Annotated in this window: 20 protein-coding genes and 1 pseudogene; 12 read left to right on the top strand and 9 right to left on the bottom strand. The window is 40.2% G+C overall.

Annotated elements, in window-relative coordinates:
* Positions 1–587 (bottom strand): annotated as a pseudogene (locus RMX98_RS13210) (cobaltochelatase subunit CobN); the annotation flags it as partial.
* Positions 588–681: 94 nt separating this feature from the next.
* Between RMX98_RS13210 and RMX98_RS13205 the strand changes: the two are divergent.
* A complete protein-coding gene (locus RMX98_RS13205; RefSeq protein WP_322680020.1) occupies positions 682–2715 on the top strand; it encodes an ATP-binding protein in 2034 nt (677 codons plus the stop codon).
* A gap of 236 nt (positions 2716–2951) precedes the next feature.
* On the opposite strand, the gene RMX98_RS13200 is transcribed toward RMX98_RS13205, so the two are convergent.
* A complete protein-coding gene (locus RMX98_RS13200) occupies positions 2952–3782 on the bottom strand; it encodes a RimK family alpha-L-glutamate ligase (RefSeq protein ID WP_322680019.1) in 831 nt (276 codons plus the stop codon).
* Positions 3783–4041: 259 nt separating this feature from the next.
* On the bottom strand, positions 4042–4941 hold the full coding sequence (locus RMX98_RS13195) for a hypothetical protein (protein WP_322680018.1): 900 nt from the start codon (positions 4939–4941) through the stop codon (positions 4042–4044).
* Between the two features lie 257 nt (positions 4942–5198).
* Between RMX98_RS13195 and RMX98_RS13190 the strand changes: the two genes are divergently transcribed.
* The 5 genes from RMX98_RS13190 (at position 5199) to RMX98_RS13170 (ending at position 9284) form a co-directional block, all read left to right on the top strand.
* Entirely contained in the window at positions 5199–6116 is a 918-nt protein-coding gene (locus RMX98_RS13190; RefSeq protein ID WP_322680017.1) for a metallophosphoesterase family protein, read from the top strand.
* A 4-nt stretch (positions 6117–6120) separates the two neighbouring features.
* Positions 6121–6654, top strand: coding sequence for a GAF domain-containing protein (locus tag RMX98_RS13185; RefSeq protein ID WP_322680016.1), 534 nt, complete (start codon positions 6121–6123; stop codon positions 6652–6654).
* Between the two features lie 33 nt (positions 6655–6687).
* Positions 6688–8091, top strand: a complete 1404-nt coding sequence (locus RMX98_RS13180; protein ID WP_322680015.1) for an AAA family ATPase — start codon at positions 6688–6690, stop codon at positions 8089–8091.
* Entirely contained in the window at positions 8088–8723 is a 636-nt protein-coding gene (locus tag RMX98_RS13175) for a retron system putative HNH endonuclease (RefSeq protein WP_322680014.1), read from the top strand. Before RMX98_RS13180 ends, RMX98_RS13175 begins: the two co-directional genes overlap by 4 nt.
* A 267-nt stretch (positions 8724–8990) precedes the next feature.
* Complete coding sequence (locus tag RMX98_RS13170) at positions 8991–9284, top strand: antibiotic biosynthesis monooxygenase (protein ID WP_322680137.1); 294 nt, start codon at positions 8991–8993, stop codon at positions 9282–9284.
* A gap of 797 nt (positions 9285–10081) precedes the next feature.
* On the opposite strand, the gene pcrA is transcribed toward RMX98_RS13170, so the two are convergent.
* Both pcrA and RMX98_RS13160 read right to left on the bottom strand, forming a co-directional pair.
* Positions 10082–12406 carry a DNA helicase PcrA gene (gene pcrA / locus RMX98_RS13165; RefSeq protein ID WP_322677269.1) on the bottom strand — a complete coding sequence of 775 codons (2325 nt, stop codon included), beginning with the start codon at positions 12404–12406 and terminating at the stop codon, positions 10082–10084.
* Positions 12407–12657: 251 nt separating this feature from the next.
* Positions 12658–12813 carry a hypothetical protein gene (locus RMX98_RS13160; RefSeq protein ID WP_409881441.1) on the bottom strand — a complete coding sequence of 52 codons (156 nt, stop codon included), beginning with the start codon at positions 12811–12813 and terminating at the stop codon, positions 12658–12660.
* A gap of 475 nt (positions 12814–13288) precedes the next feature.
* Here RMX98_RS13160 and RMX98_RS13155 point away from each other — a divergent pair, with 475 nt between their 5' ends.
* From RMX98_RS13155 to RMX98_RS13145, 3 genes are read left to right on the top strand one after another with little or no spacing between them, the layout of a single operon-like run.
* The gene (locus tag RMX98_RS13155) at positions 13289–14257 is read left to right on the top strand and encodes a sodium-dependent bicarbonate transport family permease (protein ID WP_322677166.1); all 969 of its coding nucleotides are present in this window, start codon (positions 13289–13291) and stop codon (positions 14255–14257) included.
* A gap of 4 nt (positions 14258–14261) precedes the next feature.
* Positions 14262–14573 (top strand): P-II family nitrogen regulator, encoded by a 312-nt coding sequence (locus tag RMX98_RS13150; protein WP_322677167.1) that lies wholly within the window; start codon positions 14262–14264, stop codon positions 14571–14573.
* A gap of 28 nt (positions 14574–14601) precedes the next feature.
* Positions 14602–15303: a carbonic anhydrase gene (locus RMX98_RS13145; RefSeq protein WP_322677270.1), complete on the top strand. Its 702-nt coding sequence runs from the start codon at positions 14602–14604 to the stop codon at positions 15301–15303.
* 250 nt (positions 15304–15553) lie between these two features.
* On the opposite strand, the gene RMX98_RS13140 is transcribed toward RMX98_RS13145, so the two are convergent.
* Positions 15554–17278 (bottom strand): ATP-binding protein, encoded by a 1725-nt coding sequence (locus RMX98_RS13140; RefSeq protein ID WP_322677168.1) that lies wholly within the window; start codon positions 17276–17278, stop codon positions 15554–15556.
* Between the two features lie 1028 nt (positions 17279–18306).
* On the opposite strand from RMX98_RS13140, the gene RMX98_RS13135 reads away from it, so the two are divergent.
* On the top strand, positions 18307–18744 hold the full coding sequence (locus RMX98_RS13135; RefSeq protein WP_322677169.1) for a CAAD domain-containing protein: 438 nt from the start codon (positions 18307–18309) through the stop codon (positions 18742–18744).
* A 348-nt stretch (positions 18745–19092) separates the two neighbouring features.
* Here RMX98_RS13135 and RMX98_RS13130 read toward each other — a convergent pair whose 3' ends face one another.
* Positions 19093–20262, bottom strand: coding sequence for an S-layer homology domain-containing protein (locus tag RMX98_RS13130; protein WP_322677170.1), 1170 nt, complete (start codon positions 20260–20262; stop codon positions 19093–19095).
* A gap of 110 nt (positions 20263–20372) precedes the next feature.
* Complete coding sequence (locus tag RMX98_RS13125) at positions 20373–21143, bottom strand: Uma2 family endonuclease (protein ID WP_322677171.1); 771 nt, start codon at positions 21141–21143, stop codon at positions 20373–20375.
* 348 nt (positions 21144–21491) lie between these two features.
* On the opposite strand from RMX98_RS13125, the gene RMX98_RS13120 reads away from it, so the two are divergent.
* Together RMX98_RS13120 and RMX98_RS13115 are read left to right on the top strand one after the other, a co-directional pair.
* On the top strand, positions 21492–22850 hold the full coding sequence (locus RMX98_RS13120) for a sensor histidine kinase (protein ID WP_322677172.1): 1359 nt from the start codon (positions 21492–21494) through the stop codon (positions 22848–22850).
* Between the two features lie 390 nt (positions 22851–23240).
* Positions 23241–24383, top strand: coding sequence for a pentapeptide repeat-containing protein (locus RMX98_RS13115; protein ID WP_322677173.1), 1143 nt, complete (start codon positions 23241–23243; stop codon positions 24381–24383).
* Positions 24384–24637: 254 nt separating this feature from the next.
* Here RMX98_RS13115 and RMX98_RS13110 read toward each other — a convergent pair whose 3' ends face one another.
* The gene (locus tag RMX98_RS13110; RefSeq protein WP_322677174.1) at positions 24638–26104 is read right to left on the bottom strand and encodes a glycosyl hydrolase family 57; all 1467 of its coding nucleotides are present in this window, start codon (positions 26102–26104) and stop codon (positions 24638–24640) included.
* Positions 26105–26412: the final 308 nt, after the last annotated feature.

Raw genomic sequence — 26412 nt, 5'->3', positions numbered from 1 at the left:
CTGCCCCCATGCCCCAGTCCCCAGTCCCCAGTCCCCACTCCCCACTCATACAATCCCACGCGCGGAATCGGTTGAGGTGGTGCAGGATTATATGCAGTTAATAAGCAACTATCGGAAATAAATTGCAGAGCATTAACGAAATTTTCCACGCCGCCTTCGCTAAAATACTGCCATACCTGGTTAACAATACCTAAGGGCACGGTAGACTGGGAAATTAAATCGGGATCGAAAGCGTCATCCCCTGGCATTACAATGAGGGTTCTACCATTTCGTTGCACAATTTCTTGCACTACTTCTAATCCATAACCCCAGTAAGAGCGTCCTCCTAACAGGCGCAGAATAATTACTTGGGCATGTTCTAAAACTTGCTCGCCATAAGTATCTATGCTTAATTGTTGCTGTAACTGCAACAGGTTGGCGACTCTTAATGCCGGAAAGCTTGGGGGTAATTTTGTCACCGCAGCTGCCAAGGTTTGAATGTCGGTATCAGCAGCCGTAATCAAGACAAAAGGGGCGGGGGTTTGTTCTAAAAAAATTATACCTTCTGACTGATTCCATCCACCCGATGTGCTACTTATACGATGCATAATCCTGTGTTACCGTTTTAAGTTATTGGTTAGTACATAATCAAAACAAACTTTTTTCCCTGGATTGTGCCCTCTCTTACCAAAATGACTGAAAATGCTTAGTTCTCCTGATTTGAGCTTTTCTCGAACCTTACCTATTGTTGTATTTAATCAGCTTGGGGAGTTGTTAGAACAGATGGCTCAAAGGATGGGAAGTGCCGTTTTGATACTGACAGAAGCTGCGCTGGCGCGGATTTACATACCTGTGGAGTGGCAAAGGCAAAGGTTTACATTAGTGGTTTCTGAGCAGTTTAGCGTCCTTTTGGTAGGAACCTTTGAGCAAGGAAGCAGGGAAACAGAGGGGCAAGAAATTTACTCAGAAATCAATGCTCAGTTGACGTTTAATTTGGAGGCGATCGCTTCTTTTATCTACGAGTTGAGAAACTTGTTTGAGTGCGATTCTTATACTCACCAAAATCTCGAACGCTATCAGCAAATTATTAAACCCAATGATGCCACGCTCCAAAGTCAATTCACGCTGTTGTTATTAGAATATCTCCTAACTCAGCCAAACCAAGAAATAATAGCATCTCCCAGCCCAATTGGGCCAGCAGTTTATATCTGTCAGCCAGTGGAAGATGCTTTAAAAAAACAAATTTCCCAAGAGCGGTTATTAAATCAGGTAACAACACAGATCCGTAAAAGCCTGGATTTGCCGGTCATTATGGCAACGGCAATTACACAGGTGCGTGAGTTTCTAGAATTAGACAGATTAGTAATTTATAAATTTGCAGCTTCTCAAGTAAATACTCAACCATACCAGTCTGATACTATTCCCTTCAATGAAACGGCACTAACAACAGATATGGAACAATCGGTTAGGGAACCTGCCGAAATCTATTTTTCTCTACAAGAAAACAACAATCGACACTCGCCTTTTATATCAACAAATAATCAATCTCTACTAGGAGATTGCCAAAAGTATGGAGGTTATATTGTCTATGAAGATCGTGCTACAGATGCGATTACATCGGTGTTGAATTACACGGAAAAAAATTGCTTTATCCGAACCTCTCAGTGTTGGGAGAAGTATCAGCAAGGTTTTACCTTAGCTGTGGATGATGTCGAAAAAACTTATGCTCTAGAAGAATGTTTGTTGAATTTTTTAAGAGAATGCCAAGTTAGGGCTAAGTTCGCTGCACCGATAATGTTTGAGGATAAACTGTGGGGATTGCTGATTGCTCATCAGTGCGATCGCCCACACCAGTGGAATGATAGCGAAAAAAGCTTGCTGGTTGCGATCGCAGAACAATTAGCGATCGCTATTCACCAAGCTGAGTTAATGCAAACTCTCACCCAAGATAAACAAAATCTCGAACAACGAGTTATTGAGCGGACAATGGCTCTGCGTGATGCTCTACTTGCGGCCGAAGTTGCTAATCGGATCAAAAGTGAATTTCTCGCTACTATCACTCATGAATTGCTCACGCCTTTAACTTATGTGATTGGGATGTCTTCGACGTTATTACGCTGGCCTTTGGGTGAATTGAGTCAACGACAACGCGGTTATCTGCAAACAATCCACGACAGTGGAGAACATTTATTAGAAATGATTAATGACATCCTGGATTTATCGCAAATCGAGGCTGGGAAGACAGCTTTAAATATTTCAGAATTTTCTTTGGGAAATGTTGCCCAAAATACTATTGAGTCATTGCGAAAAAAAGCCACAAGCGAACACATTAATCTTATACTTGATTTGCAAATCGATCCCAGGCGCGATCGCTTTATCGGTGATGCCGAACGAGTAGAACAAATTCTTTGGAATCTGTTAACTAATGCGATTAAATTTACCCCTGAAAGTGGCAGTGTTACCTTACGTCTTTGGGTGGAAGATGACACTGCTATTTTTCAAATAGAAGATACCGGGATTGGCATTCCTGAAGAACAATTACCATTACTGTTTGAGAAATTTCAGCAACTCGATACACCCTATCGCCGCCGCTACGAAGGTACTGGACTTGGACTAGCTTTAACTAAACAACTTGTAGAACTCCATCGAGGTCGAATAGAAGTAGAATCAACTGTTAGTATCGGCTCAATTTTTACTGTATGGATACCAACTCAGGCAATGAGAGTAGGGAGTTAGGTGTTAAGCAAGAGACGCGATGATTTATGAAGAAGGGGAAGGGGTAAAGAGGAAGGGGTAAAGGGGAAGGGGTAAAGGGGAAGGGGAAGGGGAAGGGGAAAGGGTAAAAAGCGAGTGGAATTGTGGGCGAAATAATCCTTATGAAGAAAGTTTAGTAAAAATCTTGTCCTTTGTGAGCAACCTAATTCATACCTTTACCCTTTACCCTTTAACCTTTACCCCTCTTTTTTATTTTTTCAATTTGAGGCTAGGCTAATTAGCATTTTTTCAAAAATTCTCAACACATGATCTTCCCCATTGTCTCTAATAAAAATGCCAAAATTTGGATGAGAGTTGATTTCAATTAACCAATATTGATTATCTCGATCTAGTACGATATCGAAACCACCATAATCAAGGTCTAACTCTTCAAAAACTGGTTGAGCAAAATTAGCAATCGCTGATAGTATTTCTGGATCATTAATATACTTGGCTATTGCACCATCCCAGTGTAGAGGACTAAGATTACCGACAAATTTCGCATCAGTTATATCTTTTTCATAGAGCAAAACTAACTCTTTATTTAAGAAAACTGCTCTATACTCAGATTTTATCTGAATAAATTCTTGAGCAAGAGCGACGTAATCATACTTATTATTGATATTAAAAATTTCTTTTAAAGCAGTTTCAATTTCATCTATATTCTTACACAAAAAGACATTATGTCCGCTTGCACCGGAGTTTCTTTTAATAATTACTGGGGTTTCAAACTTTTCTTTGATTTCTAATACGATATCTTGAATAGTTGGAAATTTTAAGTAAATCTTATATTTGGTATCACAAAAAGGGGAAAGAAAACCCACTGTCCGAGGGAGTTTAACTTTTTTATTTAAAACATAATAAGTATATTCTTTGTCCTTGAGCAGGTGTGCTACTGCTTGATTAAGTAAGGGAGTGCTATAGTTACAAAAATAATGCTGTTTACTATTCAATTTTATTTTGATTAAGTTTTCCGAAGGATGAAGAATTTCATAGCTGATGTTTAAATTTTCACAAGCTTTCAGCAATAGCGAAACGTTGTCTAACATAAATAAATTTAAACTCCAAATTACGAATTACGAACTTGTACTGAGTTTCGACACAACGACTACGCTCAGTGCATCGCTTGGCGGTAATCGAGCGACTTGCACTGAGTTTCGACTACGCGGTAATCGAGCGAAGTCGAGATTCAACTATCGCGCAGTCGTTGTGAGTCGAGATTCAACTACCGCGTAGCCGTTGGCGTGGTCACTGAGCGTAGTCGAAGTGCAGCCTCTCGTAGAGAAGTATTACGAATTACGAATTATTTTAACTTGCTGTTTGCCGTTTAAAAATTACTATCTCAGTCCCAACAACAGGGTTACGCGCTATTAGCGTATTTTGGGAGTCGATAATTTCTAAATGAGTAAAATCAAGTTCTTGAGAGCGTTGTAATATCTCCGCAGCTAGTTTGTCTTGCTGAGATTCATTGAGAGTGTACCAATCATCACTAATTTTGACTGTAAGATTGCTGGTGCGGAAGTTGGCTTGAATTGACTTTATCAGACCAGAGGCAATGCGATCGCTAATTTCAGCTACCTGATTTTCAATAGCCGCAATCAAAGCTTGTTCAGGTGTCAATTCTATGATGGGTGTCGGCGTTGACGTTGGGATTGGCGTTGGGATTGGCGTTGGTGTTGGGATTAGTTCTGGTTCCGGTGACGGCGTTGGTGGCGTAATTTGTACTTCTGGCGGCGGTGTAATTTCCTCTGGTGGCTGTGGTTCTGGTGCGACTGACTCCGGTGGAATAGTTATCGTTGGTGTTGGTATGGGAACCTCTTCAACTGGTGGAACTGTTGCTACTTCAGTCGGTTTAGCAGTAAGGACAGTTGTAGTCGCCCAAACGAGAATTACAGCAACTCCAGTCACAATTCCCGTCAAAACTGTATCTGATAACTTTGTTGACAAATTTGATGGTAAAAACAAGCGGATTGTTCTTAACAGTCCACCCCACCTCAACTGAAGTTGCTCAAAAAAACCAGGTTTTTCCTCAGAACCAGGTGGGGGTGCTGTCTCTAGTTTTTCCACCGTTACTTCTAAAACCCCAATCGTTCCTTGGAGAAGTTGGATAATTTTAGCCTTCCAAAATGGCTGAACTCTCTGGTAAGGTTTTTGGGGAGGTTGAGTTATCTGCTCATCCGTCGGTTTTGACTGATTGTCTTGTGACATAGAACTTTCACCAAAAGCAGCGAATCAAAGACAAACAACGTACATTAGACTTCTTGCAGAAGTCGGGGAAAGGGTAAAGGGTAAGGGGAAAAGGCTCCCTAAACCTTTCCCCTTTAACCTTTATCCTTTCCCCCCTCTTGCAAAAGTAACTTTTGCAAGAGGTACATTATTACTGGTGCTGCCTTCTTTTGCATTAATGTATCATTTCATTGCTCATTGTTTCCGCTAAACTGACTATTTATTAAATTTGGTGACTTATGAAACTGAAACGCCGTCAATTTGTATTTTTAAGTAGCATCAGCGCCATTAGTACAGGATTTTTAAGCTGGATGTTTGCTCATCAAAATCATCAAAGTGCTGATATTAGCGATTCAACAACAGCTATAGCCGCCAACCCAGCCAAAAAAGACTTGTTATTACGTTTTGTGTCTGTAGCAGATACGGGGACTGGGGCTAAAGGACAGTATGCTGTGGCTAGAGCGATGAATGCATATCATCAAAAAAATCCTTATGATTTAGTCGTTTTAGCTGGAGACAACATTTACAATAACGGCGAAATTGAGAAAATTAATGCAGTTTTTGAGCGTCCTTATCAAGGTTTGCTCAAGCAAGGTGTGAAATTTCATGCTTGTTTAGGTAATCACGATATTCGTACCGCCAATGGCGAGCTACAAGTCAAGTATGCTGGCTTTAATATGAAGGGACGTTACTATACATTTCGCCGGGAAACTGTACAATTTTTCGCTTTAGATACTAACAGTAATGCTGATTGGAAAAATCAGTTAAGTTGGCTAGAAAAAGAATTAAGTCTTAGTAATGCTCCTTGGAAAGTTGTTTATGGTCATCATCCAATTTATTCATCGGGTCAGTATGGGAATAATCCAGATTTTATTAAAACTTTTACTCCTTTGTTTAAAAAATACGGCGTTCAACTTTATATCAATGGTCACGAACATAATTATGAACGCACTCGTGCTATTGATGGTACAACTTACTTAATTTGTGGTGCGGGTGCTGGTAATCGTCCTGTAGGGCGTTCTGAGTGGACAGGGTATTCTACCAGTGACTTAAGTTTTGCCTCGTATGAAGTGTATAAAGATAGAATAGAAATAAGTGCGATCGCTACTAATAATCGCATTTTTGATAAAGGCATTATTCAATTAAAATCAGCTTAGTTATATGACTCAGCAAGAACTTCCTTCTGCACTCAACAATATTGTAGAATCATCTCAAACAGCAGATACTCTATTTTCTGAACTGTTGACAGCAGTAGGGGATTTTTTACAATCTGATAGATGTTTTCTATGCCTACATAATCCACAGAATAACCTTACTAAAGTTGCCTTTTGTTGGATTCGCACTCCAGATATACCTATCGTCTACAATGAAGATTGGGAAGCGCTGCCCCCATCTCTAACGAATGAAGATCCGATGTTTGCGGCTGCGTTACGTGCCGAACCTTCAATCTTTGTCGAAGATGTAGAAACTGCTGATCCTCAAGTCTTAAATCGGGAATTTGAACAAAAGAGTTTTGGACATCGCGCCCTGATTCATGCCCATATCCGCCAAGATGGACAACTTTGGGGAATTTTACAACCCTGCATTTTTGGTCATCCCAGAATTTGGACTGAATATGAACGAGGGGTAATTAATAATCTTGTCGAAAAAATCACACCTTTGACAGTTTCTTATGTCAAATCTGCTTTTGATTAGCTGTAGTAAATTACATTTAGCGTTGTTAAAACTATGAAAGTCAAGCGCTTAAAAATGCAATCCTTCCGTGGAATCGGTGATTTAACGCTTGAGTTTGATGAAACAGCCCCAACGGTACTTATTGGTATCAACGGTGTGGGAAAATCGAGTATTCTTGACTGTCTTGCTATTCTTCTAACACAGCTTACCGGACAGATTCAAGACTCACTTGAGTCTTTACGTTTCTTTATTACACAAGATGTTACAAACGGACGTGATAGAACACATAATGAAATTACTGTATTTATAGAATCACAAGAATTAATTTGGTCAATAACTCAATATCAAGATGTAAAAAATAATCATGGTAAGTACATTGATCTACAAATTCATATCAAAAGAATTTCCGATTTACAAAAAGAAATAAGAAAAAATCTACAAAATTATAAAGATGTTAGGTTTGAGACTTTTATGATAGAAAGTGAAAATCTTCGTACAGAAATAGCAACTACAATACGTACCACATTAAGAGAAGATTTGAAAACGACTATTGAAAAGTTAAACAATCAGTTAGCAACTATTGCTGATACTAATATTCCTTTAGCAGTTTATTACCCTGTTAATCGTGCTGTTATTGATATGCCCCTAGAAATTTCAGAGGTATCTTCTTTTAAACAAGTAGATGCTTATGAGCAGGCACTCACAGGAGGAAGAATAGACTTCAAAACATTTTTTGAATGGTTTAGAAATCGAGAAGACTTAGAGAATGAAAGACGAAGGGATAACCCTCATTATCGAGACAAACAATTAGAAGCAGTAAGACAAGCTATCTCTTCATTGATACCAGAATTCTCAAACTTGCGGGTTGAGCGTTCACCCCTACGAATGACTGTTAGAAAAAAAGGTGAGGAACTCATAGTTAATCAGCTATCTGATGGTGAGAAATGCTTGCTAGCTATGGTGGGAGATTTAGCAAGACGATTAGCAATAGCCAACCCAAGTTTACCAGATCCACTCCAAGGCAGTGGCGTTGTTTTAATTGATGAAATTGAACTACATCTACACCCCAAATGGCAACGAGAAATTATTCCAGCTTTGACCAGAACATTTCCCAATTGTCAATTTATTGTCACTACCCATTCGCCTCAAGTAATTAGCCAAGTCAAGCCAGAAGGAATTTTTATTTTAGAAAAAACAGACGAAGGTGTTATTGCTAAAAAACCAGAAAGTTCCTTTGGAAGAGATAGCAATCGCATTTTAGAAGACCTCATGGGTGTCCCAGCACGTCCACAAGAAATTAAAGATCGTCTACATGAGTTATTTAGGCTCATTGATGAAGGAAATCTTGATGGTGCTAGGCAATTATCTCAGGAAATTGCTGATATTATTGGACAAGATGAACCAGAATTAGTAAAAGCAAGTGTATCTATTCGACGCAAAGAGATTTTGAAGCGGTGAAATATATCAAAAAAGGTGTGGAGCCAGAAAGTTTTACCGTTTGGAAAAATCTAGCAAATGAGAATTGGCAACCAAGTTGGGAAAATTTTAGCAAACCACAAAAAACCGATGTACATAATTCCTTGTTGCAAGAGCAAGGTTTTATTTGCTGTTACTGTGAAAGACGGATTAATACTGACGATAGCCATCTTGAACATTTAAAACCAAGAACAACTTATCCTCAATTAGCGCTAGAATACACAAATATATTGGCATCATGCCAAAAAGATACAGTACCCAAAGAACCTCTACATTGTGGTAAGCAGAAAGATAAATGGCATGATGAACATCTTTTTGTTTCGCCTCTAGATATTAACTGTGCAGAGTTTTTTAGGTACGCTGATGATGGTCAGATTTTGGCGACAAATAATTTAGAAAAGCAATTACCAGCTGAAATAACAATTGATAAACTTGGACTCAATATTGACAAGCTGAAAGATTTACGTGCAAAAGCTCTTGAGCCAATATTAGAAATCATCAACACAATTACAGAAGAAGATAGACAAAACTTGATTTTAGGCTTCAATGAAACTGATTCCCAAGGATACTACGAAGAGTTTTGTGCTGCAATTATCTATTTACTGAAGAATTAGTTTTAATTACAATCAAATATGTGCGTAGGTGTAGACCTTCGGCTGCGCTCAGGAACCACCCGTCCTAGACATCACATCTACTTTATACTAAATAATAGACCTCTTGCAAAAGTTAGGAAAAGGGATGCATCTTTATTGGGGAAGAGGACAATACAAAACCTTTACCCTTTCCCCCCGCCCCTTATCCCCAGAGGGAACCTCACCTTCCCCTTTTCCCGACTTATGCAACAAGTTCAATATCAGCGTAATTATTCACCGCAAAAATTTATGATTCTTGAGGCAGTTATACTTCATGTTAAACCTGGTCTAGAATCCGATTATGAAGCTACTTTCAAAAAAGCTTCTAAAATTATTTCCTCAATGGACGGATATTTATCTCATGAATTGCATAAATGTATCGAAGTCCAAGGTAAATATTTATTACTTGTCAGATGGGAAACCTTAGAATCTCATACTGTTGGATTTAGAAATTCTGCTGGGTTTCAAGAGTGGAAAAAACTTCTGCATCATTTTTATGATCCATCTCCCACTGTTGAACACTTTGAAGAAATTGAAATATAAAAAACAAGTCGTAAGAGGATGTCTGAAAACTTTTTGGTGTTGTATTCGAGACTTGTAGATCCCCCTAAATCCACCGATAAATTGGGGGACTTTGATTCCGGTTCCCCCCTTTTTAAGGGGAGCCAGCGCGGTCTTGGGGAGCCAGTGCGGTCTTGGGGTTTCCCCAAGTGGAGACTGCCCCACCCCGGTTTTAGCTTTAGACAAAACCGGGGTGGGGTAAAGAGTCTGTAGGACAAGCGTTTGAGATACTTTGCAAACACCGCAATATTGCAAAGCTTTCTGTGCTGTAGCCGTCTACCAGTTTTAAGAGAATCAGTTACAAAAACTCATCCTTTGATAAGTTCAGAAGAAGCTGGAGTTAATACAACTTAAGCTCAACTTATATATGTTGATGTTTTAGTTACAAATACTCTTTTTAGATAAGTAAAACTAAAGTTTTATTTAATTAATTTAATTATTAATTATAAAACATCCAAAAATGATAAGTAAAATAGGAGTTGTAATTAATAAAACTCCTTTCTAACTTATTAATCAACAAGTTTTAGTTAGTCCAGCACGTTCTGGAGTTACAAATGAACAACTTTTAGTTACTACGGCTTGTTCTAGAGTTATAAATGCTTCTTCTGTAGCAACGCACCATCAAAATATAATAGTTTATCTGGCGTTGCTGATTCCATATATGAAAACGATTTTGCATAATACCAAAATCCTTGTAGAGACGTAGTAGTGCTACGTCTCTACATCTAGATTCATACTTCAATTCAGCAACGCCGTTTATCTGGTCGTTTATATACCTCTTACTCTACTCGTTGCAACTGTGCTACTCTTGGGTCAACAATTTTTTGTCCTAAACTAGCAAATTTAATTGCCACAGACATCTTATTACCCGTTCCAAATACATGGGTAATTTCACCAAGACCAAAAGTTTTGTGTAATACCCTATCGCCTACTTGCCAATTCTGCGTTGAGTCTTGTTTACCATTGGGAGTAGAGGCAGTTTTAGTATATGTTTGACGACTCACGCGTTGAGTACTTAATAATTCTTCTGGTAATTCGTCGAGAAATTGCGATCGCACAGCAGGTTCACGAGAACCATACAAACGCCGTTCCCGCGCGTGTGATAAATACAACCTTTCTTGGGCGCGAGTAATTCCCACATAACACAGGCGGCGTTCTTCTTCCAAAGATGCAGGGTCACTTAGCGATCGGAAGCCGGGAAATAGCCCTTGTTCTAATCCCACCAAAAATACTACGGGAAATTCCAAACCTTTGGAAGCGTGCAAAGTCATCAAAGAAACGGCTGTCTGTCCTTCTTTTAAGTTATCCAAATCGGAACTGAGGGCAGCACTATTCAAAAAGTCTCGTAGGGAGACCTCTTCGTTTTCTTCTTGAAATTGCAGTGCGGCGTTGTAAAGTTCCTGGACGTTTTGTACCCGATCTGTGGCTTCATCTGTGCCTTGATTCATCAAGTCTTGAACGTAACCAGAATCTTCTAGTATTCCTTGCAAAACCTCTGTCACCGGAAGCGTGGCGACTTGTTCTTGCCAACGGCTAATCATGGCGGCAAAGTTATTTACAGCTTTTGTCGCCCGTCCAGCTAATGTATTAACTGATGTTTCGTCGCTGAGTATTTCCCACAAAGTCGTCCCTAATTGCCCAGATGCGTTCATCAAAGCATCAATAGTGGTTTTGCCAACTCCCCGCCGAGGAGTATTGATAACTCTTAATAAACTGACTGTATCAGATGGGTTAGCGATCGCTCTTAAATAAGCAATCACATCTTTAATTTCTTTGCGATCATAAAATCTCATTCCACCCACAACTGTGTAAGGAATTTGATATTTCACCAACAATTCTTCAAAGGGTCGAGATTGAGCGTTTGTCCGATAAAGTATAGCAAAACTGCCCCAGTCTAACTCTGGATTTTGGTTTTTTAAAGTGCTAATTTGATTAATCACAAATGCCGCTTCTGCAAGTTCTTCATCGGCTTTGTAACAAGTAATCTGCTCACCCGATCCCCGCGTCGCCTTCAGAACTTTATCAATCCGTTGGGTGTTATTTTCAATCAGTTCATTAGCCGCTTGCAGAATATTTTCACAAGAACGATAGTTTTCTTCTAGCTTAACCATCGTTCGAGTGTCATCATCCACCAAACCATCGCCAAAGTCTTCCTGAAATCCTAGCAAGATGGTGAAATCTGCCATCCGAAAGCTGTAAATTGATTGGTCTGCATCGCCAACAACAAAAACTGAGCGATTTTCCCATTCCCATTCGCTCTTTTTGGTTTCGCCATTAGTAACTAATAAATTAATCAGTTGATATTGAGTGCGATTAGTATCCTGATATTCATCTACAAGAATATGACGAAACTTGCGATGCCAATAACCCAATACCTGCTCGTTTTGTTGAAATAATCTTGTAGGTACAAGAATTAGATCGTCAAAGTCGAGAGCGTTGTTTTGTGCTAACTTATCTTGATATAAATTGTAAACTTGGGCAATTACCCGTCCGCGATAATTTGGTTGATCTTGCTCAAATTCTTGGGGCGATAAACCTTGGTTTTTAGCGTTACTAATAGCGTAGCGGACAGAGCGGGCATCAAATTTTTTATCGTCTAAATTTAGCTCTTTATTAACGATTTCTTTGATCAGACTTATTACATCTGATTCATCAAAAATAGAGAAATTACGATTCCACTTGCGTCCTTTTTCGTCTACATATTTTTCAATATCAAAGCGGAGAATGCGAGAAAATAGACTGTGGAAAGTGCCGCACCACAAATCTTTGATCGTGTTTTTGTAAACTTGCGATCGCAATTGCACTTGTTGATATTCTGTCAACAAATCAAAACGTTGTCCGTGTTGTTTCATCGCCAGTTGTTCCGCAAACAGCCGTTGAACCCGTTCTTTCATTTCCCGCGCGGCTTTGTTGGTAAAAGTAACCGCCAGGATATTCTCTGGATCAACTCGGTGTTTCAGAATCAGATTCGCAATACGATAAGTCAGCGCTCGTGTTTTGCCAGAACCTGCGCCAGCAACAACTAGCAACGGGCCACAGTAGTGTTCGACAGCTTGACGTTGGCTAGGGTTAAGGTGACTGAGAAAGTCGATGGTTGTTGTCATGGATGTGAAAAAGCGATTGCCTGGTGTCACATCAATAGAGAGTTGCTATTGCCCAGGTTACAATATCCTAACGAAACTTGATCAATAAAGATTGTGTGGGAATATTCTTAACCAGAATGGTACTGTATCACGATTGATGTATAAGCGAGAAAAAGCTATCCTGTCAGTCCAAGGCACATTCCAAAACGGTGTAGTTCATCCTAACGAACCAATTGAAGGGCACGAGGGACAGTCAGTGATAATTGTGTTTGTCAAAGAAAACCGGCTTGGATGTAGAGACGTTGCATTGCTTGGATGTAGAGACGTTGCATTGCTTGGATGTAGAGACGTTGCATTGCTTGGATGTAGAGACGTTGCATTGCAACGTCTCTACAAGGATTTTGAAATAACGCAAAATTATTTTTCATACCGCAATCAGCAACGCCCTTTAATGAAAGTTTTTGTTTTCACATCTGCCTGGATTGCTCAAGCCTTTACATCTGACCGTCATTTTGGGCAAGCGGGATTTACAAAACTTTTGTAAATCAAAAAATGCTCGGATTTAAGCAAGGTTTGTGTAGGAGCAATTCATGAATTGTTCCTACAATACGTTAATTTTTTCTACGCTAAATAGAGCGATCGCGAGTTCTGTTTACCCTTTCTGTCGTAAGATCAGCGACGGGGAATCTAATCTTAAAAAATGCTGGACAAGCTCTAATTTTTTTGCTCTCAGCCCTAATTAACACCTAACCAATAAGTATTGTTACTAAAAGGACGATCACTCCTTGAGTACCCAATTGATATTGGGTAGCGATACACAATACATCATGATTCAACCGTTAAGTTTTTAAAGATGCAAAATTTCTTTAATTTCAGGTTTAACCAATACAAGGAGGGGTGGATATGGATCTCAGCTTAATTGTATCCAATATTTTGAATCCGCCAATCCTGTTTTTCTTTTTAGGCATGAGTGCTGTTTTTGTCAAGTCCGATCTAGAAATTCCTGCGCCAGTGCCGAAACTCTTTTCGTTGTATCTGCTGATGGCGATTGGTTTTAAAGGAGGGGTAGAACTAATCAAAAGTGGTGTAACTCAGGATGTAGTTTTAACACTCGCAGCAGCAATGATGATGGCTTGTGTTGTTCCAATTTACACCTTTTTTATCCTAAAGTGGAAATTGGATACTTACGACGCGGCTGCGATCGCAGCAACCTACGGTTCTATCAGTGCCGTCACCTTCATTACAGCTAGCGCTTTTTTGACTGAGCTTGGGATTACTTTTGATGGCTACATGGTGGCAGCCCTTGCCCTGATGGAATCTCCAGCAATTATAGTTGGTCTAATTTTGGTGAATATATTCACCAAAGATGGAAAGCGGGACTTATCGTGGCCGGAAGTTTTGCAAGAAGCATTTCTTAATAGTTCAGTTTTTCTATTAGTAGGTAGTCTATTAATAGGTGTCTTGACAGGAGAGCGCGGTTGGCACGCATTAGAACCCTTTACTCAAGGTTTGTTTTATGGCGTTCTCACCTTCTTTTTACTGGACATGGGACTAGTCGCTGCTAGAAGAATTAAAGACTTGCAAAAAACCGGAGTTTTCCTAATTTCATTTGCCATACTAATTCCAATAGTCAATGCTGGCATTGGGTTGGTAATTGCCAAATTGATCGGTATGCCTCGCGGAGATTCGCTATTATTCGCTGTATTGTGTGCCAGTGCTTCTTACATCGCTGTCCCGGCGGCTATGCGGATGACTGTTCCCGAAGCAAATCCCAGCCTGTATGTTTCTACCGCTATAGCAGTGACATTCCCGTTCAATATTATTGTGGGAATTCCGTTATATCTCTACGGAATTAACCTATTTTGGAGGTAATAATATGCACGTAGTTAAAAAGATAGAAATTATCGCTAACTCTTTTGAACTTGCCAAAATTTTAGATAATTTAGACAAGTCGGGTGTACATAACCATGCCATAATCCGAAATGTTGCTGGTAAAGGATTACGAGGAACGACAGAAGATTTAGACATGACCATGCTTGATAATGTTTACATCCTCGCGTTTTGTATGCCAGACCAACTCAAGCGTGTTGTAGAAAATATCAAACCACTGCTTAATAAGTTCGGAGGTACTTGCTACGTTTCCGATGTGATGGAAATTCGCTCTGTAAGATGTGTTGCCTCGATGTAAGAGAGTGATAAATTCAATGAAGCATTTCATGGAACGTCGTGACTTTTTGAAGTTAGGAATGACCGGGGCCTTTGGGATGATGCTATCTACCAGCGATTTACTCTGGCGGGTAGAACAGGCGAAAGCTGCCGAAATCCCCTCAACTTCCCCTGAATCTCTCAGTCCCGATGCAGCATTGCAAAAGCTGATTGACGGAAATCAGCGCTTTGTCGCTCATCATCCCCAATACCCCGATCAATCTGAGTTGCGGCTGCACGAAGTTGCTCAAGCTCAACATCCATTTGCAACTATTCTTAGTTGTGCGGATTCACGAGTACCCGCAGAAATTGTTTTCGATCAAGGCATTGGTGATATTTTTGATGTTCGGATTGCCGGCAATATTGCCACACACGAAGCGATCGGTAGTATCGAATATGCAGTTGTCTTATTAGGTTCTCCACTGCTGATGGTGATGGGTCATGAGCGTTGTGGCGCAGTAACCGCCGCCGTCCAAAACGAATCGTTACTCGGTGATATTAGTACTTTTGTGAAGGCAATTAAGCCAGCAGTCGAAAAGGTCAAGAATCAGTCTGGTGATGCAGTTGAAAACGCTGTGGTGGCAAATGTGCAATATCAAATTGAACGATTGAAGCGATCAAAGCTATTAACTGAGCAGGTGGAGTCGGGCAAATTGAAAATTGTGGGCGGTCGTTACGACTTGGATACAGGTAAGGTGAGTATCATTACTTAATTTAGGGGATGAGGGAGCAGGGGGCAGAGGGGCAGAGGGGCAGAGGACAAGGGGGACAAGGGGCAATACGCTTGGGTTAAGCAAATTTATCTGTTAAGGCAGGCAGGGGGAGCAGGGGGAGAGAATAAAAGCTTAACTGAACTGTATTGGGACAAGGGGGAATTATTGAACAAATCTCTCCCAAGTCTTCCCCCCTCTTCCTTGTCTATCTTGTCTCTTCTTCATGCCCAATGCCCAATGCCCAATCCCTTCAATCCTGTACAGTCATTGGCAGACGAATAGTGAAACTAGAACCAATTCCTGGCTGACTTTTGACAATAATTTCACCACCCATCATCTGGCAAAAGTGGCGGCTAATTGCCAACCCTAGTCCCGTACCTCCATACTTTTTCGTAGTGGAAGTATCACCTTGGGTAAAGGGTTGAAATAACTGCTGCTGTTGACGGTTAGACATACCGATACCTGTGTCGGTAACGGTGAAAATAATGCTGCCCAAAGGAGCTTCCGGTCGAAATTCATCCTTTTCTATGTTGACTGTCAGCGTTATCTTGCCGTTTGTAGTAAATTTACTGGCGTTGCTGAGTAAGTTTAACAATACCTGCCGCATCCTAGTTTGATCGGCGTACATTGTGCCAAGTTGCTCATCAAAATTTACTTCTAAAATATTGGCATTTTTTTCTATGGCTGGTTTAACTGTGAGAACAACGTTATGAATCAGCGTTGCAATCTCGAATGTCTCAGGATACAGGGTCATTTTCCCCGCTTCAATTTTTGACAAGTCGAGGATTTCGTTAATCAAGTGCAGTAGATGCTTACCAGCAGCGTTAATTGTTTCTAAGTCGGTGATAAAATCTGGCGATAAACCAAGATCCGTAGCGTCGTCTTCTAGTAGTTGGCTTAAGCCAATGACAGCATTTAACGGTGTGCGTAATTCGTGGCTAACATTAGCCAAAAATACGCTTTTTGCCTTGCTAGCAGCTTCAGCTAGTTCTTTAGCTTGTTGTAGTTCTTTTGTTCGCTCAGATACGCGCTCAATCAGACGATTTAGAGATTTGGCGAGTAGGCCAATTTCATCTTCAGTGGTAACGGGCGCTCGCAAATCGAAATTATGTTTCCTTGCAACTTGTTCAGCAACTTGGGTTACAGTGATCACTGGTTCAGCGATCGCTCGACTGGTACGCCAAGCAACAATGGCTGCGATCGCTACCGAAACCAGCATACTCGCAATCACGATGAATCGTTCAACTATTCTCGCTTGCTCAACGGCTTTTTGCCTTTCTTGCTCCTGATCTTCAGCAGTTTGCAGGATGTTAGTCAAGTTTTGAGAAAGCTGGTCTAGCTGCATGGCTGTTTCACCACGCATAATTGTTAATAACTGCGATCGGGCAGAGGAAATCTGCCCAGGCTGCACTTTTTGAGAATCAATTTTCTGTAATACGGCTTCTATTTGCTCAACGTAAGCTTTTAAATTATTCTTGTAATCTAGTAATAATGTCTGTAAAGTCGAACTTGTTGCTGCTAGTCTTTTAGGTTTACTATCAATAAATCCGCCAATTTTTGACTCTAATTGCTTGGCTTTTTCAACATTTTTCAGAAAATCAGCTTTTTTGCTTTGCAGTTGTTGTGAATTATCTAATACCGCAACTAGGTTAGAACTATGTAATTGTGCCCCTATTACTGCATCTTTATAATTACTCAGTAGTTGCCCTTGTTCATAAGCTTGATTAAATTGTCTAACTTCCCTTCCCCGGTAGTAATTAGCAATCACTAACCCAGTCAGTGAGCCAAAAAAGCCAATTCCGATAGCGACAAAGTACCCATAACCAATTTTTTGATGGATGCGCCAAGAACTAGCTTTGAGTTTCCCTCTTGAGGGAAATTCTATAGTTGGTAGTTCATCTGTCGATGGCTCTTCGGCTGACACTTTTTTGCTTTCTGAACTGCTGTCGATAGGGGTTGGCTTTTGAGTTGGCATTTCTCAAACCTCCTTGCCTTCCCGCAAAAATAATTAATTAAATTAGTCTAGCTTGTACAAACACTTGAATTAGTCATTAACATCTACATTATCTTCTTTTATCGCAACATAAAATCATTGCCTAGTAGATAACTAGCATAACCTTATACTGTATGAATAATTTTTATACTAATTATTCTAAGTATAATTGCTAGTATTAACAAAATTCACTTTTTCAGCAGTAACGATATGATTTCTTGCACTAAAGACCCGCCTGAGAGCGTTTTCTCCTTACCACACTACTTTCTTGAATATGCGATTGATAGCAAGCAATAAGTTCTTGCCTTACCTAAGCCACTACTCTACCTTACTGCTTCCTTATAAAATTAATACAATCAGGAAAAAAAATAAAAGGTTTGACAATGGTTAGCTATGGGGCATCCCTTCTCTACGAGACGCTACGCGTTAGCCGAGCTTTCGCTTTAGCAATGCGTTCAGGGCTAGTGGGCATGGGACATTGATTATTTTTCCTTCATCCCAGTCGGTGTATATCATGAAACAGACTAAAAGTCTAGTCGATATGAACACACAAAAAGTTATATTACGTATTAATATCAATACGAATGGGTTAATTGATGATCGCGGCTTAAAATCGCTTTAATATCAGATAAAATCGGCTTCTAGGCTTATATAAATGAGAGGTGGACTTATTTTTGCATGATTTGTACTTAGATTTAGTACGATTATGAGCAAATGACACGGAATGGGATAATCACAACCTGAGGATTCCAGTTGATTCCAAAAAATAGAACTCAGGAAGTTGATTATAATACATCCTGCTGCATTCTGAGTTCTATCCTCCTACTGACTGTCTACCTTGTAGTTGATGCAGTAGATAGTACGGGGCAACTATGGTTAGAGGACACTAAAACCTTTTTGTGCCCTTCACCAAATTGTACTGATGCACAAGTACATTACCTAATCAGCAACCCTTTGGTTGTAATTATCCAGATTAGAAAAACTCAACTGTCAAATTAATAGGAGTGAAAATGCCAGAACAAGAATTTACCGAAACTGCATCTAAAGAGACTACAGTGGCAGAGATCAACAGCCAAACGGGAACCATTACCAAACTCCAGCCTCCCGCACAGTCTCAAGACGAATGGCTAAAATACGGGGAGCAAATTTCTACCTTTTTAGCAACATTACCAGATTATGTAGGAAGCTTTTTTAATCAATATAAGCAACCCCTGGTAACAGTTGGTTTGATTATAGGATCGATTGTTGCCGTTAAAGTACTCTTGGCAATATTAGATGCTTTGAATGATATCCCCTTGGTAGCACCTACTTTCGAGTTGATCGGCATTGGTTACTCTGCGTGGTTTGTTTACCGCTATTTACTCAAAGCCTCAACCAGGAAAGAGTTAACTAGTGAAATCACCACTCTTAAATCACAAGTTGTCGGTAAACAAATTCCAGAAGCTTAATGTCTAATTATCGCTTCTCTATGAGACGCTACGCGTAGCATACTCCTGTGTAAAGTACACTCTAATTCCAAATGACCGAAGTCTGAACGCCGATTTTCAGCGTTCAGACTTCTCTCGAAGTTTCCTACGAAGTTTATTAAAACTACAACCTGTAAAGGTCGCTTTTTCAAACCTTGGTTTAATTACGAATTAAGTAAGTAGACGCAATTAAACCGAACTATGTAAAGTTTTGTATGGGTAAAGGGACTCATGTTAAAGGGGAAAGGCTTTTCCCTTTTCCCCTTACCCTTTACCCTTCTTAATATAGTTATATTTATTTCCGTCGGCTTACTTACTAATTAGTAATTATTATTGAGGCGAACCTGCGGTGGGCAATTTACCCTTTGGGTTCGGTTTTGGAGTCTGTGGTAGTTCTGGAGATATTTTAGGCGATGCCTGCGGCAGGCTAGCCCTACGCACTATATTAGGAGATGTAATTGCCGCCAGTTTGCCCCGTTTGACTAAAGCTTGATGAATCATCGCCGCCACTTCCGCCCGACTAGCTACTTTGTTGGGATCGAGGATTTGGGGATTTGGGTAGTTAACTACCAAACCATTGGTTGTAGCAGCAGCTATTTTACCGATAGCATAAGGCGGAATATCTTTAGCATCTTTATAGAAACTGATAATTTGATTTGGGGAAGTGGGTGCTTTCAAATTCAACCCACTGACAAGGGCAACTAAAACTTGTACTCGTGAAATATTTTGTTGTGGTTTGAAGGTTTTTTTCGGGTAGCCTTTGAGAAATCCGGCACTGATGGCTTGGTCAATTGCTGAAGTTGCCCAGAATTTTGTTGGTACATCTTGAAATGCGATCGCAGTCTTAGAAGGTTCTTGGTCAAAAGCTTTTTCTAGTATGGCAGCAAATTCGGCGCGGTTTACAGGCTGATTTGGTCTAAAAGAATAATCAGGAAACCCTTTGAGAATCCCACGGGCAGAAAGAACGTCTATAAAACGCCTACCCCAAAAGTTATCTGGCACATCATTAAATGCAATTGGCGGCGGAATGATTGATTTTGGTTTTGCCGGAGTTACTAAAGGCAAAGCTGATGATTTAATTGATGGCTCAAGTCCTGTTGAAGAGGGTACAGGTGTCTGTGCTTGTGGAGATTGAGTTGGAATTACCAGAACAGATGGCAACATTGCGCGGTAAGGAGTTGCGCTGTTAGTTGGGAATGAAGGTGTATTGGGTTCAACAACAGCCTCAGGTGGAGAATAGGGTTTTTGGCTGTTGGGGACTGCATAAGGTTCTATCTTGGCAGTAGGAGAGGGCAATACTTGATTTGGTTGAACACTAGCAGATGGAGTGGAGTTCGGCAACAGCAGCCCGTTTAAGTTCCAACTAGAATCTCTGCGGGACAATGACCAAAAAAGAATCGCTCCGATAGTGGTGAAGGCAACCAAAATGGCTATAAATTCATCAAAGCCAAGGGCAGTTTTTTGAGATGACTCCGGTTCGGAAGGAGGTCTATTTGTCATCGTGATTACCCTGGTAGCAGTAAAATTTGTGTCTAAAACAAATTAACCCACAGATGACTCTTTTACACCAGCCCTTTTTTAATTCGTAATTCGTAATTTGTAGTACGGTATTAGATTTCTGGTTCAACGCCGAGCGATCGCAATTGGGCAGCTAGGCGATCGGCTCTTTGGGATTCTTGTTCTGCTCTTTGGGATTCCTGTTCTGCTCTTTGACTTTCCTGTTCGGCTCTTTCATCGCCACTCAACAACAAATTCCCTTGTAAATCCCACCAACGCAGCCAGGGTAATTCCACATTCTGATATTTTCCCTGCCATAAGCCTAATTCAACACCCAAAGCAACTATAGGATAATGTCCTCGTTCATTTGCTGGTAAAACTTGATACTGTCCTTCAATTAGATGATAAACTTCTAGGCTGGCTTTACTCGCTTCATAAATGCCGTAAAAGGGAGGACGAATCACCTGCTCATAAATCCAAAATTTACCCTTCAAAGGAGTTTTATCTCGTTCTTCACTACCATCCCCAGAGACAAATTCTAAGACAATCAACGGGGCAATAAACTCTCGCCACATCACATAAGAACGTCGGGTTTGCCCATTGAGCAAAAACGGTACATTCGGGACATAAAACCAATCTGGTGCTTCCGCGCCTTTTTCAAGCGGATCGGTCAACCGCCAGTAAATGCCTAAGTCTTGCCCTATACAGTATTCACCTTCAGGATTTAATTGCTTGAGGATGGGTGTAATTGAGTCAGTTAGTAGAAGGCTTTGGGGATGTTCTTGCCAATTTTTTACAAAAGTACCATCGGACTCAGGAAGCTGGGTATGATCCGGGAAGGGGAAAGGAGCCAGAGCGTTGAGTGGATCGGTTACAGAAGTCATAACGCTACCTTTGCACTCTTCGTAAAGGTTATTTTTAGTTTAGCTTGCGTAGGCGTAGCCCGCACTTCTCTACGAGACGCTCCGCGTAGCTTGCTTCCACGAAGTGGTACGGCTGCGCGGAAATCGAGCGAAGTCGAGATTCAGTGACCGTCGTAGACATCGCTTTCTCAATATTCTTCACCCAGATTATAAATTCCACGCCAATTACTTCCAGTTGCCTGAAAACGATTTTTACATTGATAGACCCTTAGTCTTATTAGATACCTAAACTAAAACGGATTTTGAGGGTGGCAGAATGTAAAATATTAATTTATTCTTTACCTGTCTTTGAAAAAATCAGGGTGTCTAGTGCCAGAAGAATTCAGTTGCCAAATCTCACCGCCATTTTTGTCTGAGGGTAGCGATCGCGATCTTGGTTTAGATTCAACTCTCCAAGAACTACCAATGTATAATTTCTCGGTGGAAATTAGCCACACCGGGATGGAAGTGGCTAGTTTTTTGGACAAATACCCCTTGCTGCCAGGAGTAATTTTGGTAGAACAGGGACAGTTTATTGGGATGATTTCGCGGCGGCGACTACTAGAATTTTTGATTCGTCCATTCGCACAAGAGTTATTTGTTCAGCAACCATTAGCTGTTCTCTACAGCTATGTGCGGACACCGATGTTGCTTGTTACTGATACAACATCGATTTTAACAACAATGCAACTTAGCTTAAAGCGATCGCCTGAACTATTAGCAGAACCAATTGTCGTAGAAACGGAATCTGGCGCTTATAGATTGTTAGATGTCCAAGAATTGAATATTATTTCTTGGCAAATTCGGGGAATCGACAATTTGATCCGCTACGAACGCAGTCAAGCCCAAATGATTCAAAATGATAAAATGGCAAACTTGGGGCGTTTGGTAGACGGCGTAGCCCACGAAATTTTAGACCCAGTGGGTTTTATTTGGGGTAATATAATTTATGTTTCAAACTACAGTCAAGATTTACTCAAACTAATAGCAGCTTACGAGCAAGAGTTACCATCAGTTTCTCCGGCAATTAATCAGATTAAAGAAGAAATTGAATTTGATTTTTTAGAACAAGATTTGTCGCGATCGCTCGCTAGTATTCGCACAGGAGCGGAAAGATTAAAAAAACTCGTTACTAGCTTGCAAAACTTCTGTCATATTGATGAGCTTTTTCCCAAACCAGTAGATTTACACGCCTGTATAGATAGCATCATTTTATTAATTAATAGCCGTCTTCAAGGAGAAATTGAAATCGTCAAATACTACGGTCAATTACCCCCAGTGTATTGCTTTATGGGGCAATTAAACCAGGTTTTGATGAATATTTTAAGTGAAGTTGTGGATACTTTACTCAATGAAGCAGTGCGACAGCAGTTACATTTAGAAGAGACAAAGACTGTTCAAAAACCCCGGATTGAGATTACCACAGAAGTGATATCACAAGAAGCAAGCAATCCAGATGCACCCGATTCTCGCTGGGTTTTAATTCGCATTGCTGACAATGGCTCTGGAATGTCTGAAGAATTACAACAGCAAATTACAGAGTCTTTTTCTCTGGAAACAAAGAATGGTAAAAATACTGGTTTAGCAGTAAGTTATCGAATTATCACTGTGAGACATGGCGGTAAATTAAATTTCCATTCACAGATTGGTATAGGTACAAAATTTGAAATATTGTTACCTCTGGTGTAGCAATATTTTTAAATAAAGCCGCAGCAATTGCAGATGAGGGCAGATAATCTACTCGCGTGTACAAATACCCATAACGAAAAATGAGGGTGCGATCGCCTCTGGTTAAGCAAGACATAATTGCAGTAATTAAAGAATGTTTTAAAAGCTTTTAGTGATACAGAGACCTATTCAATATTTCCCTAAAATGGTCTTTGCAATAAGAACTAATTACCTTTATTAAAGAAGGGTTAAACGGAATCTGATAATATTCAATACTTTCAGAAACATCTGTTGATGTACTAGTTTGATATGTACATATTAAATAAGATAAATTTGTTTCATATCACACTGCTATGAACCATTATCTGGTGTGAAGATTCTATACATATAAAAGGTATAGAAGGAATTTAAATGGTAAATCCCGAACACGTGACAATGGCAAATCCCGAACACGTGAGAAGACTATGGAGAGGTGCGAATGCATGGAATCGTTGGAGACAACAAAACCCACATGAATTACCCAATCTCGAAGGGGTTTATATTACGAACGTTGAGCCACAGTATCCAGAAGTTGATCCAGGTGTTCCGGAGGATCTTACGACATTTGACCTCAGTAGCTCTAATCTTAGAAGAGCTAATCTCACGGGAGTAAGACTTTGGGAAGCTAATCTCCAAGAAGCTGATCTTACTGAAGCTACACTTTGTTTTGCTAATCTCAAACAGCAAAGGAACTTTATTTTTCCTAATTTCACGCGCCCAATTAACCTTAGTGAAGCTAATCTCACGCGAGCTAACTTAAGGATGGCTTGCTTTGATAGGGCTATTCTTAAGAGAGCTAATCTTCAAGAAGCTGATTTGTGGAATGCTAGCTTCAGGTTTGCTAATTTTGAAAGAGCCGATGTTACTGGAGCTACATTAACTTATGCTGACTTATGGAATGCAAAGCTCCAGGAAACCATACTCTGTAATGCAAACCTTAGCCAAGCTGAGTTAAGTTATGCAGACCTTAGTGAAGCTAACTTAAGTTGTGCAAACCTCAGCCAAGCTATATTTTATGCTGCAAACCTCACCCAAGCTATATTCGATAGAGCAAATCTCAATAACGCTAATCTTAGTAGAACTCAAGCACTAAGAACAAACTTCACCGGAGCTGTATTTACAGGTGCTTGTTTAGAAAACTGGAACATTCTTAACAGCGCTACAAGAGTAGATAATATTGACTGTCTATATGTTTACTTGAACACTAACAATCAAAACCGGATACCGTGTGGTAGGAATTTTGCACGAGGAGAGTTTACTCAGCTTTTGCAACTTATAATAGCACCAGAAAGACTTCAGCAATTACTTAGAGATTTAGAGCAGGGAAATCTTATAGCAACAGAAGAAGAACAACAGGCTTTTCTTCAAGGTTTTATCCCGCCGGAAATCGCAGAAAACTTTATGAAAGAACTGGAAGAAAGAGGTATACCAATAGGAAGGATTATACAATTTATAAGAAATCCTCTTGTTCCCGTACTAATTAAAATAATTTTAGCTTTGTTGAATAACCGATAATTCCAAGCAAAAATGTCATTGTCCTATTGTGTAACGGATGTCCAAAAAATAAATTATCCAATCTTGTGGAGTGGCATTAGTGTCAAGTTAAGTCCTGGCGAATGGAATTCGCGGCTATACAAACGTTTGCGTAGCGTCTCGCAGAGAAGTCGGCCTCCGCAGACTAACGAAAAATGAAGGTTTTGAAACCCACGGAGGTGGGTTTTGTTTATGTAGACGCGGTTTCTAACCGCCCATCTCACTAAAGAATTTGTTTACAATAAATTTTCGCCACGTCGGTAAATTTCCTGTGCATAATCAGTCCAACCGCCTTGTCCCCAATAACGAAAGCAGCTTGTTTGTAACAAAAGATTATGCAATAAAAGATTACGGTACTCAGATGAGTTAGTGGACACTAAATTATCAAACTTTTGATGGAATAAACTGCTTAATTGATACATGGGAGACAACACATTTTCATATCCTTTTACCCAACTAATATGATTTGTCCATGAGGCTCCATCCATGTGAAAATTAGAGTTGATTTGCTTTAATTCTTGAATGGCATTCTCTACAGCTTCAGGTTGAGAATTTTCTGGTGAAACTCGTTCCCAAATCTGATGTTGTCCTACAGGTTGGCAAGTTGGATAGTCTTCAGATTTGCATCCAGCAGCTTCGATTAATTCTAAATATTCTGTCCCACACATCCCAACTACGCCCGATTTTCCTCCGCCATTGTTTACCATATCCCACCAAGCTTGTTTAAAAGCGCTAGGAAATTCATTCATCATCACGCCGCCATTTTCACCATCGCCAATTTGGCTAACTATTGGTGGTACAAATACACTACCAATTTGTTGTTTGGATAATGTCTTCGCTTCATAATAAGGCTGCATCTGAGCAACTAATTTAGTATCAGAACCTTGGGTTTTAATTAAAGCTGTGATGCTAATTGTTTCGCCTTGCGAATTGCGGGCAATTAGACGATGTGGTAAATGTTTATGAGTCAGAGATTGACCGGTAAGAGTTTCTACAGAATGTTCTTGAACAAGTAGCCAGCGATATCCACATTCTTTCAGCGCTTTCACAAATTCAAAAAGAGCATCCGGGTGATTTGGTAGGTGCATTTCTGGGGGTGAAAATCCTTTGACTCGCGCTAGTGCTTCCCAGCCAAAAATTGCCGCAAAGTGATGTTGCCATGCAACGATATGTAATTTAATATCTGCTATGGGTGTGGAAGGAATAACTGCATGACCCCACATCGTACCCAGCCATTCTACATAAGGTTGGTAGGCGTGATCGCAAGTAATCCGTTTGAGATTATCCAGAACATCACCGCGTCCCATTTGCCGCAGTCCCCACAGCAGATTACCTGAGTAATCCAACATCACACGCGGATTGCAACCTTGATTTACAAGTTCGGGGATCAAGTCTCCCATGCGGCTGTAACAATGGGCAAAAGGATCTGCGTTGTGGTTATCCCCTTCATGGGGATGCTCAAACATATATTGCAGATTGCTGATCAGTGTACCGCCATTTCCAGCAGGTATAGTTGGCTGGTGCATGTGTAAGGCGATCGCAAACACAGCATTTACGTCTTCTAAACGGATATTCGTTGTTGGTAAAAATACTGGTTGATCTTGGTTAACCACAGAGAGAACCTCTCTTTCCCAACCAGAAATATTCGGCAAGCCATCAATGATTTCGGGCAAAGGAGTCAGGGTTGTGGGGAAGGAAAGCATTTCTGTTTGCTCCGAAACAAGGTATGTCTAATTATGCGATCGCCCAGCAACTTCTGAACTGCAACTTTATGTATTGATGCAAACTGCGATCGCCTTGTAGTCCCGCAATATCTATGTAACTCAACAGTTTGGATATCACATTTACGTAAATAATGTTAGAAAATATACAGTAATCCTATTTAATTTTGTTGCCATAGGCGTACATTTGTACACCACTACAGATGATTCATTATGTTGCAAAGATTTTTGGAAATGGTATGATACAACTCAAAATTAAAAAATTCAGATTTCATCTAAGTAAGTTGGCA

Source organism: Nostoc sp. DedQUE02 (genome assembly GCF_034531035.1).
In the GTDB taxonomy this organism is placed as follows: domain Bacteria; phylum Cyanobacteriota; class Cyanobacteriia; order Cyanobacteriales; family Nostocaceae; genus Nostoc.
The sequence above is the reverse complement of the archived record's forward strand: the minus strand, read 5'-3'. Positions and strand labels throughout refer to the sequence as shown.

What these genes read in the sequence shown, in the direction of transcription:
- RMX98_RS13205 (WP_322680020.1), top strand. Translation starts at nt 682, where the DNA reads ATGCTTAGTTCTCCTGATTTGAGCTTTTCTCGAACCTTACCTATTGTT.
- RMX98_RS13200 (WP_322680019.1), bottom strand. Translation starts at nt 3,782, where the DNA reads ATGTTAGACAACGTTTCGCTATTGCTGAAAGCTTGTGAAAATTTAAAC.
- RMX98_RS13195 (WP_322680018.1), bottom strand. Translation starts at nt 4,941, where the DNA reads ATGTCACAAGACAATCAGTCAAAACCGACGGATGAGCAGATAACTCAA.
- RMX98_RS13190 (WP_322680017.1), top strand. Translation starts at nt 5,199, where the DNA reads ATGAAACTGAAACGCCGTCAATTTGTATTTTTAAGTAGCATCAGCGCC.
- RMX98_RS13185 (WP_322680016.1), top strand. Translation starts at nt 6,121, where the DNA reads ATGACTCAGCAAGAACTTCCTTCTGCACTCAACAATATTGTAGAATCA.
- RMX98_RS13180 (WP_322680015.1), top strand. Translation starts at nt 6,688, where the DNA reads ATGAAAGTCAAGCGCTTAAAAATGCAATCCTTCCGTGGAATCGGTGAT.
- RMX98_RS13170 (WP_322680137.1), top strand. Translation starts at nt 8,991, where the DNA reads ATGATTCTTGAGGCAGTTATACTTCATGTTAAACCTGGTCTAGAATCC.
- pcrA (WP_322677269.1), bottom strand. Translation starts at nt 12,406, where the DNA reads ATGACAACAACCATCGACTTTCTCAGTCACCTTAACCCTAGCCAACGT.
- RMX98_RS13160 (WP_409881441.1), bottom strand. Translation starts at nt 12,813, where the DNA reads ATGAAAAATAATTTTGCGTTATTTCAAAATCCTTGTAGAGACGTTGCA.
- RMX98_RS13155 (WP_322677166.1), top strand. Translation starts at nt 13,289, where the DNA reads ATGGATCTCAGCTTAATTGTATCCAATATTTTGAATCCGCCAATCCTG.
- RMX98_RS13150 (WP_322677167.1), top strand. Translation starts at nt 14,262, where the DNA reads ATGCACGTAGTTAAAAAGATAGAAATTATCGCTAACTCTTTTGAACTT.
- RMX98_RS13145 (WP_322677270.1), top strand. Translation starts at nt 14,602, where the DNA reads ATGGAACGTCGTGACTTTTTGAAGTTAGGAATGACCGGGGCCTTTGGG.
- RMX98_RS13140 (WP_322677168.1), bottom strand. Translation starts at nt 17,278, where the DNA reads ATGCCAACTCAAAAGCCAACCCCTATCGACAGCAGTTCAGAAAGCAAA.
- RMX98_RS13135 (WP_322677169.1), top strand. Translation starts at nt 18,307, where the DNA reads ATGCCAGAACAAGAATTTACCGAAACTGCATCTAAAGAGACTACAGTG.
- RMX98_RS13130 (WP_322677170.1), bottom strand. Translation starts at nt 20,262, where the DNA reads ATGACAAATAGACCTCCTTCCGAACCGGAGTCATCTCAAAAAACTGCC.
- RMX98_RS13125 (WP_322677171.1), bottom strand. Translation starts at nt 21,143, where the DNA reads ATGACTTCTGTAACCGATCCACTCAACGCTCTGGCTCCTTTCCCCTTC.
- RMX98_RS13115 (WP_322677173.1), top strand. Translation starts at nt 23,241, where the DNA reads ATGGTAAATCCCGAACACGTGACAATGGCAAATCCCGAACACGTGAGA.
- RMX98_RS13110 (WP_322677174.1), bottom strand. Translation starts at nt 26,104, where the DNA reads ATGCTTTCCTTCCCCACAACCCTGACTCCTTTGCCCGAAATCATTGAT.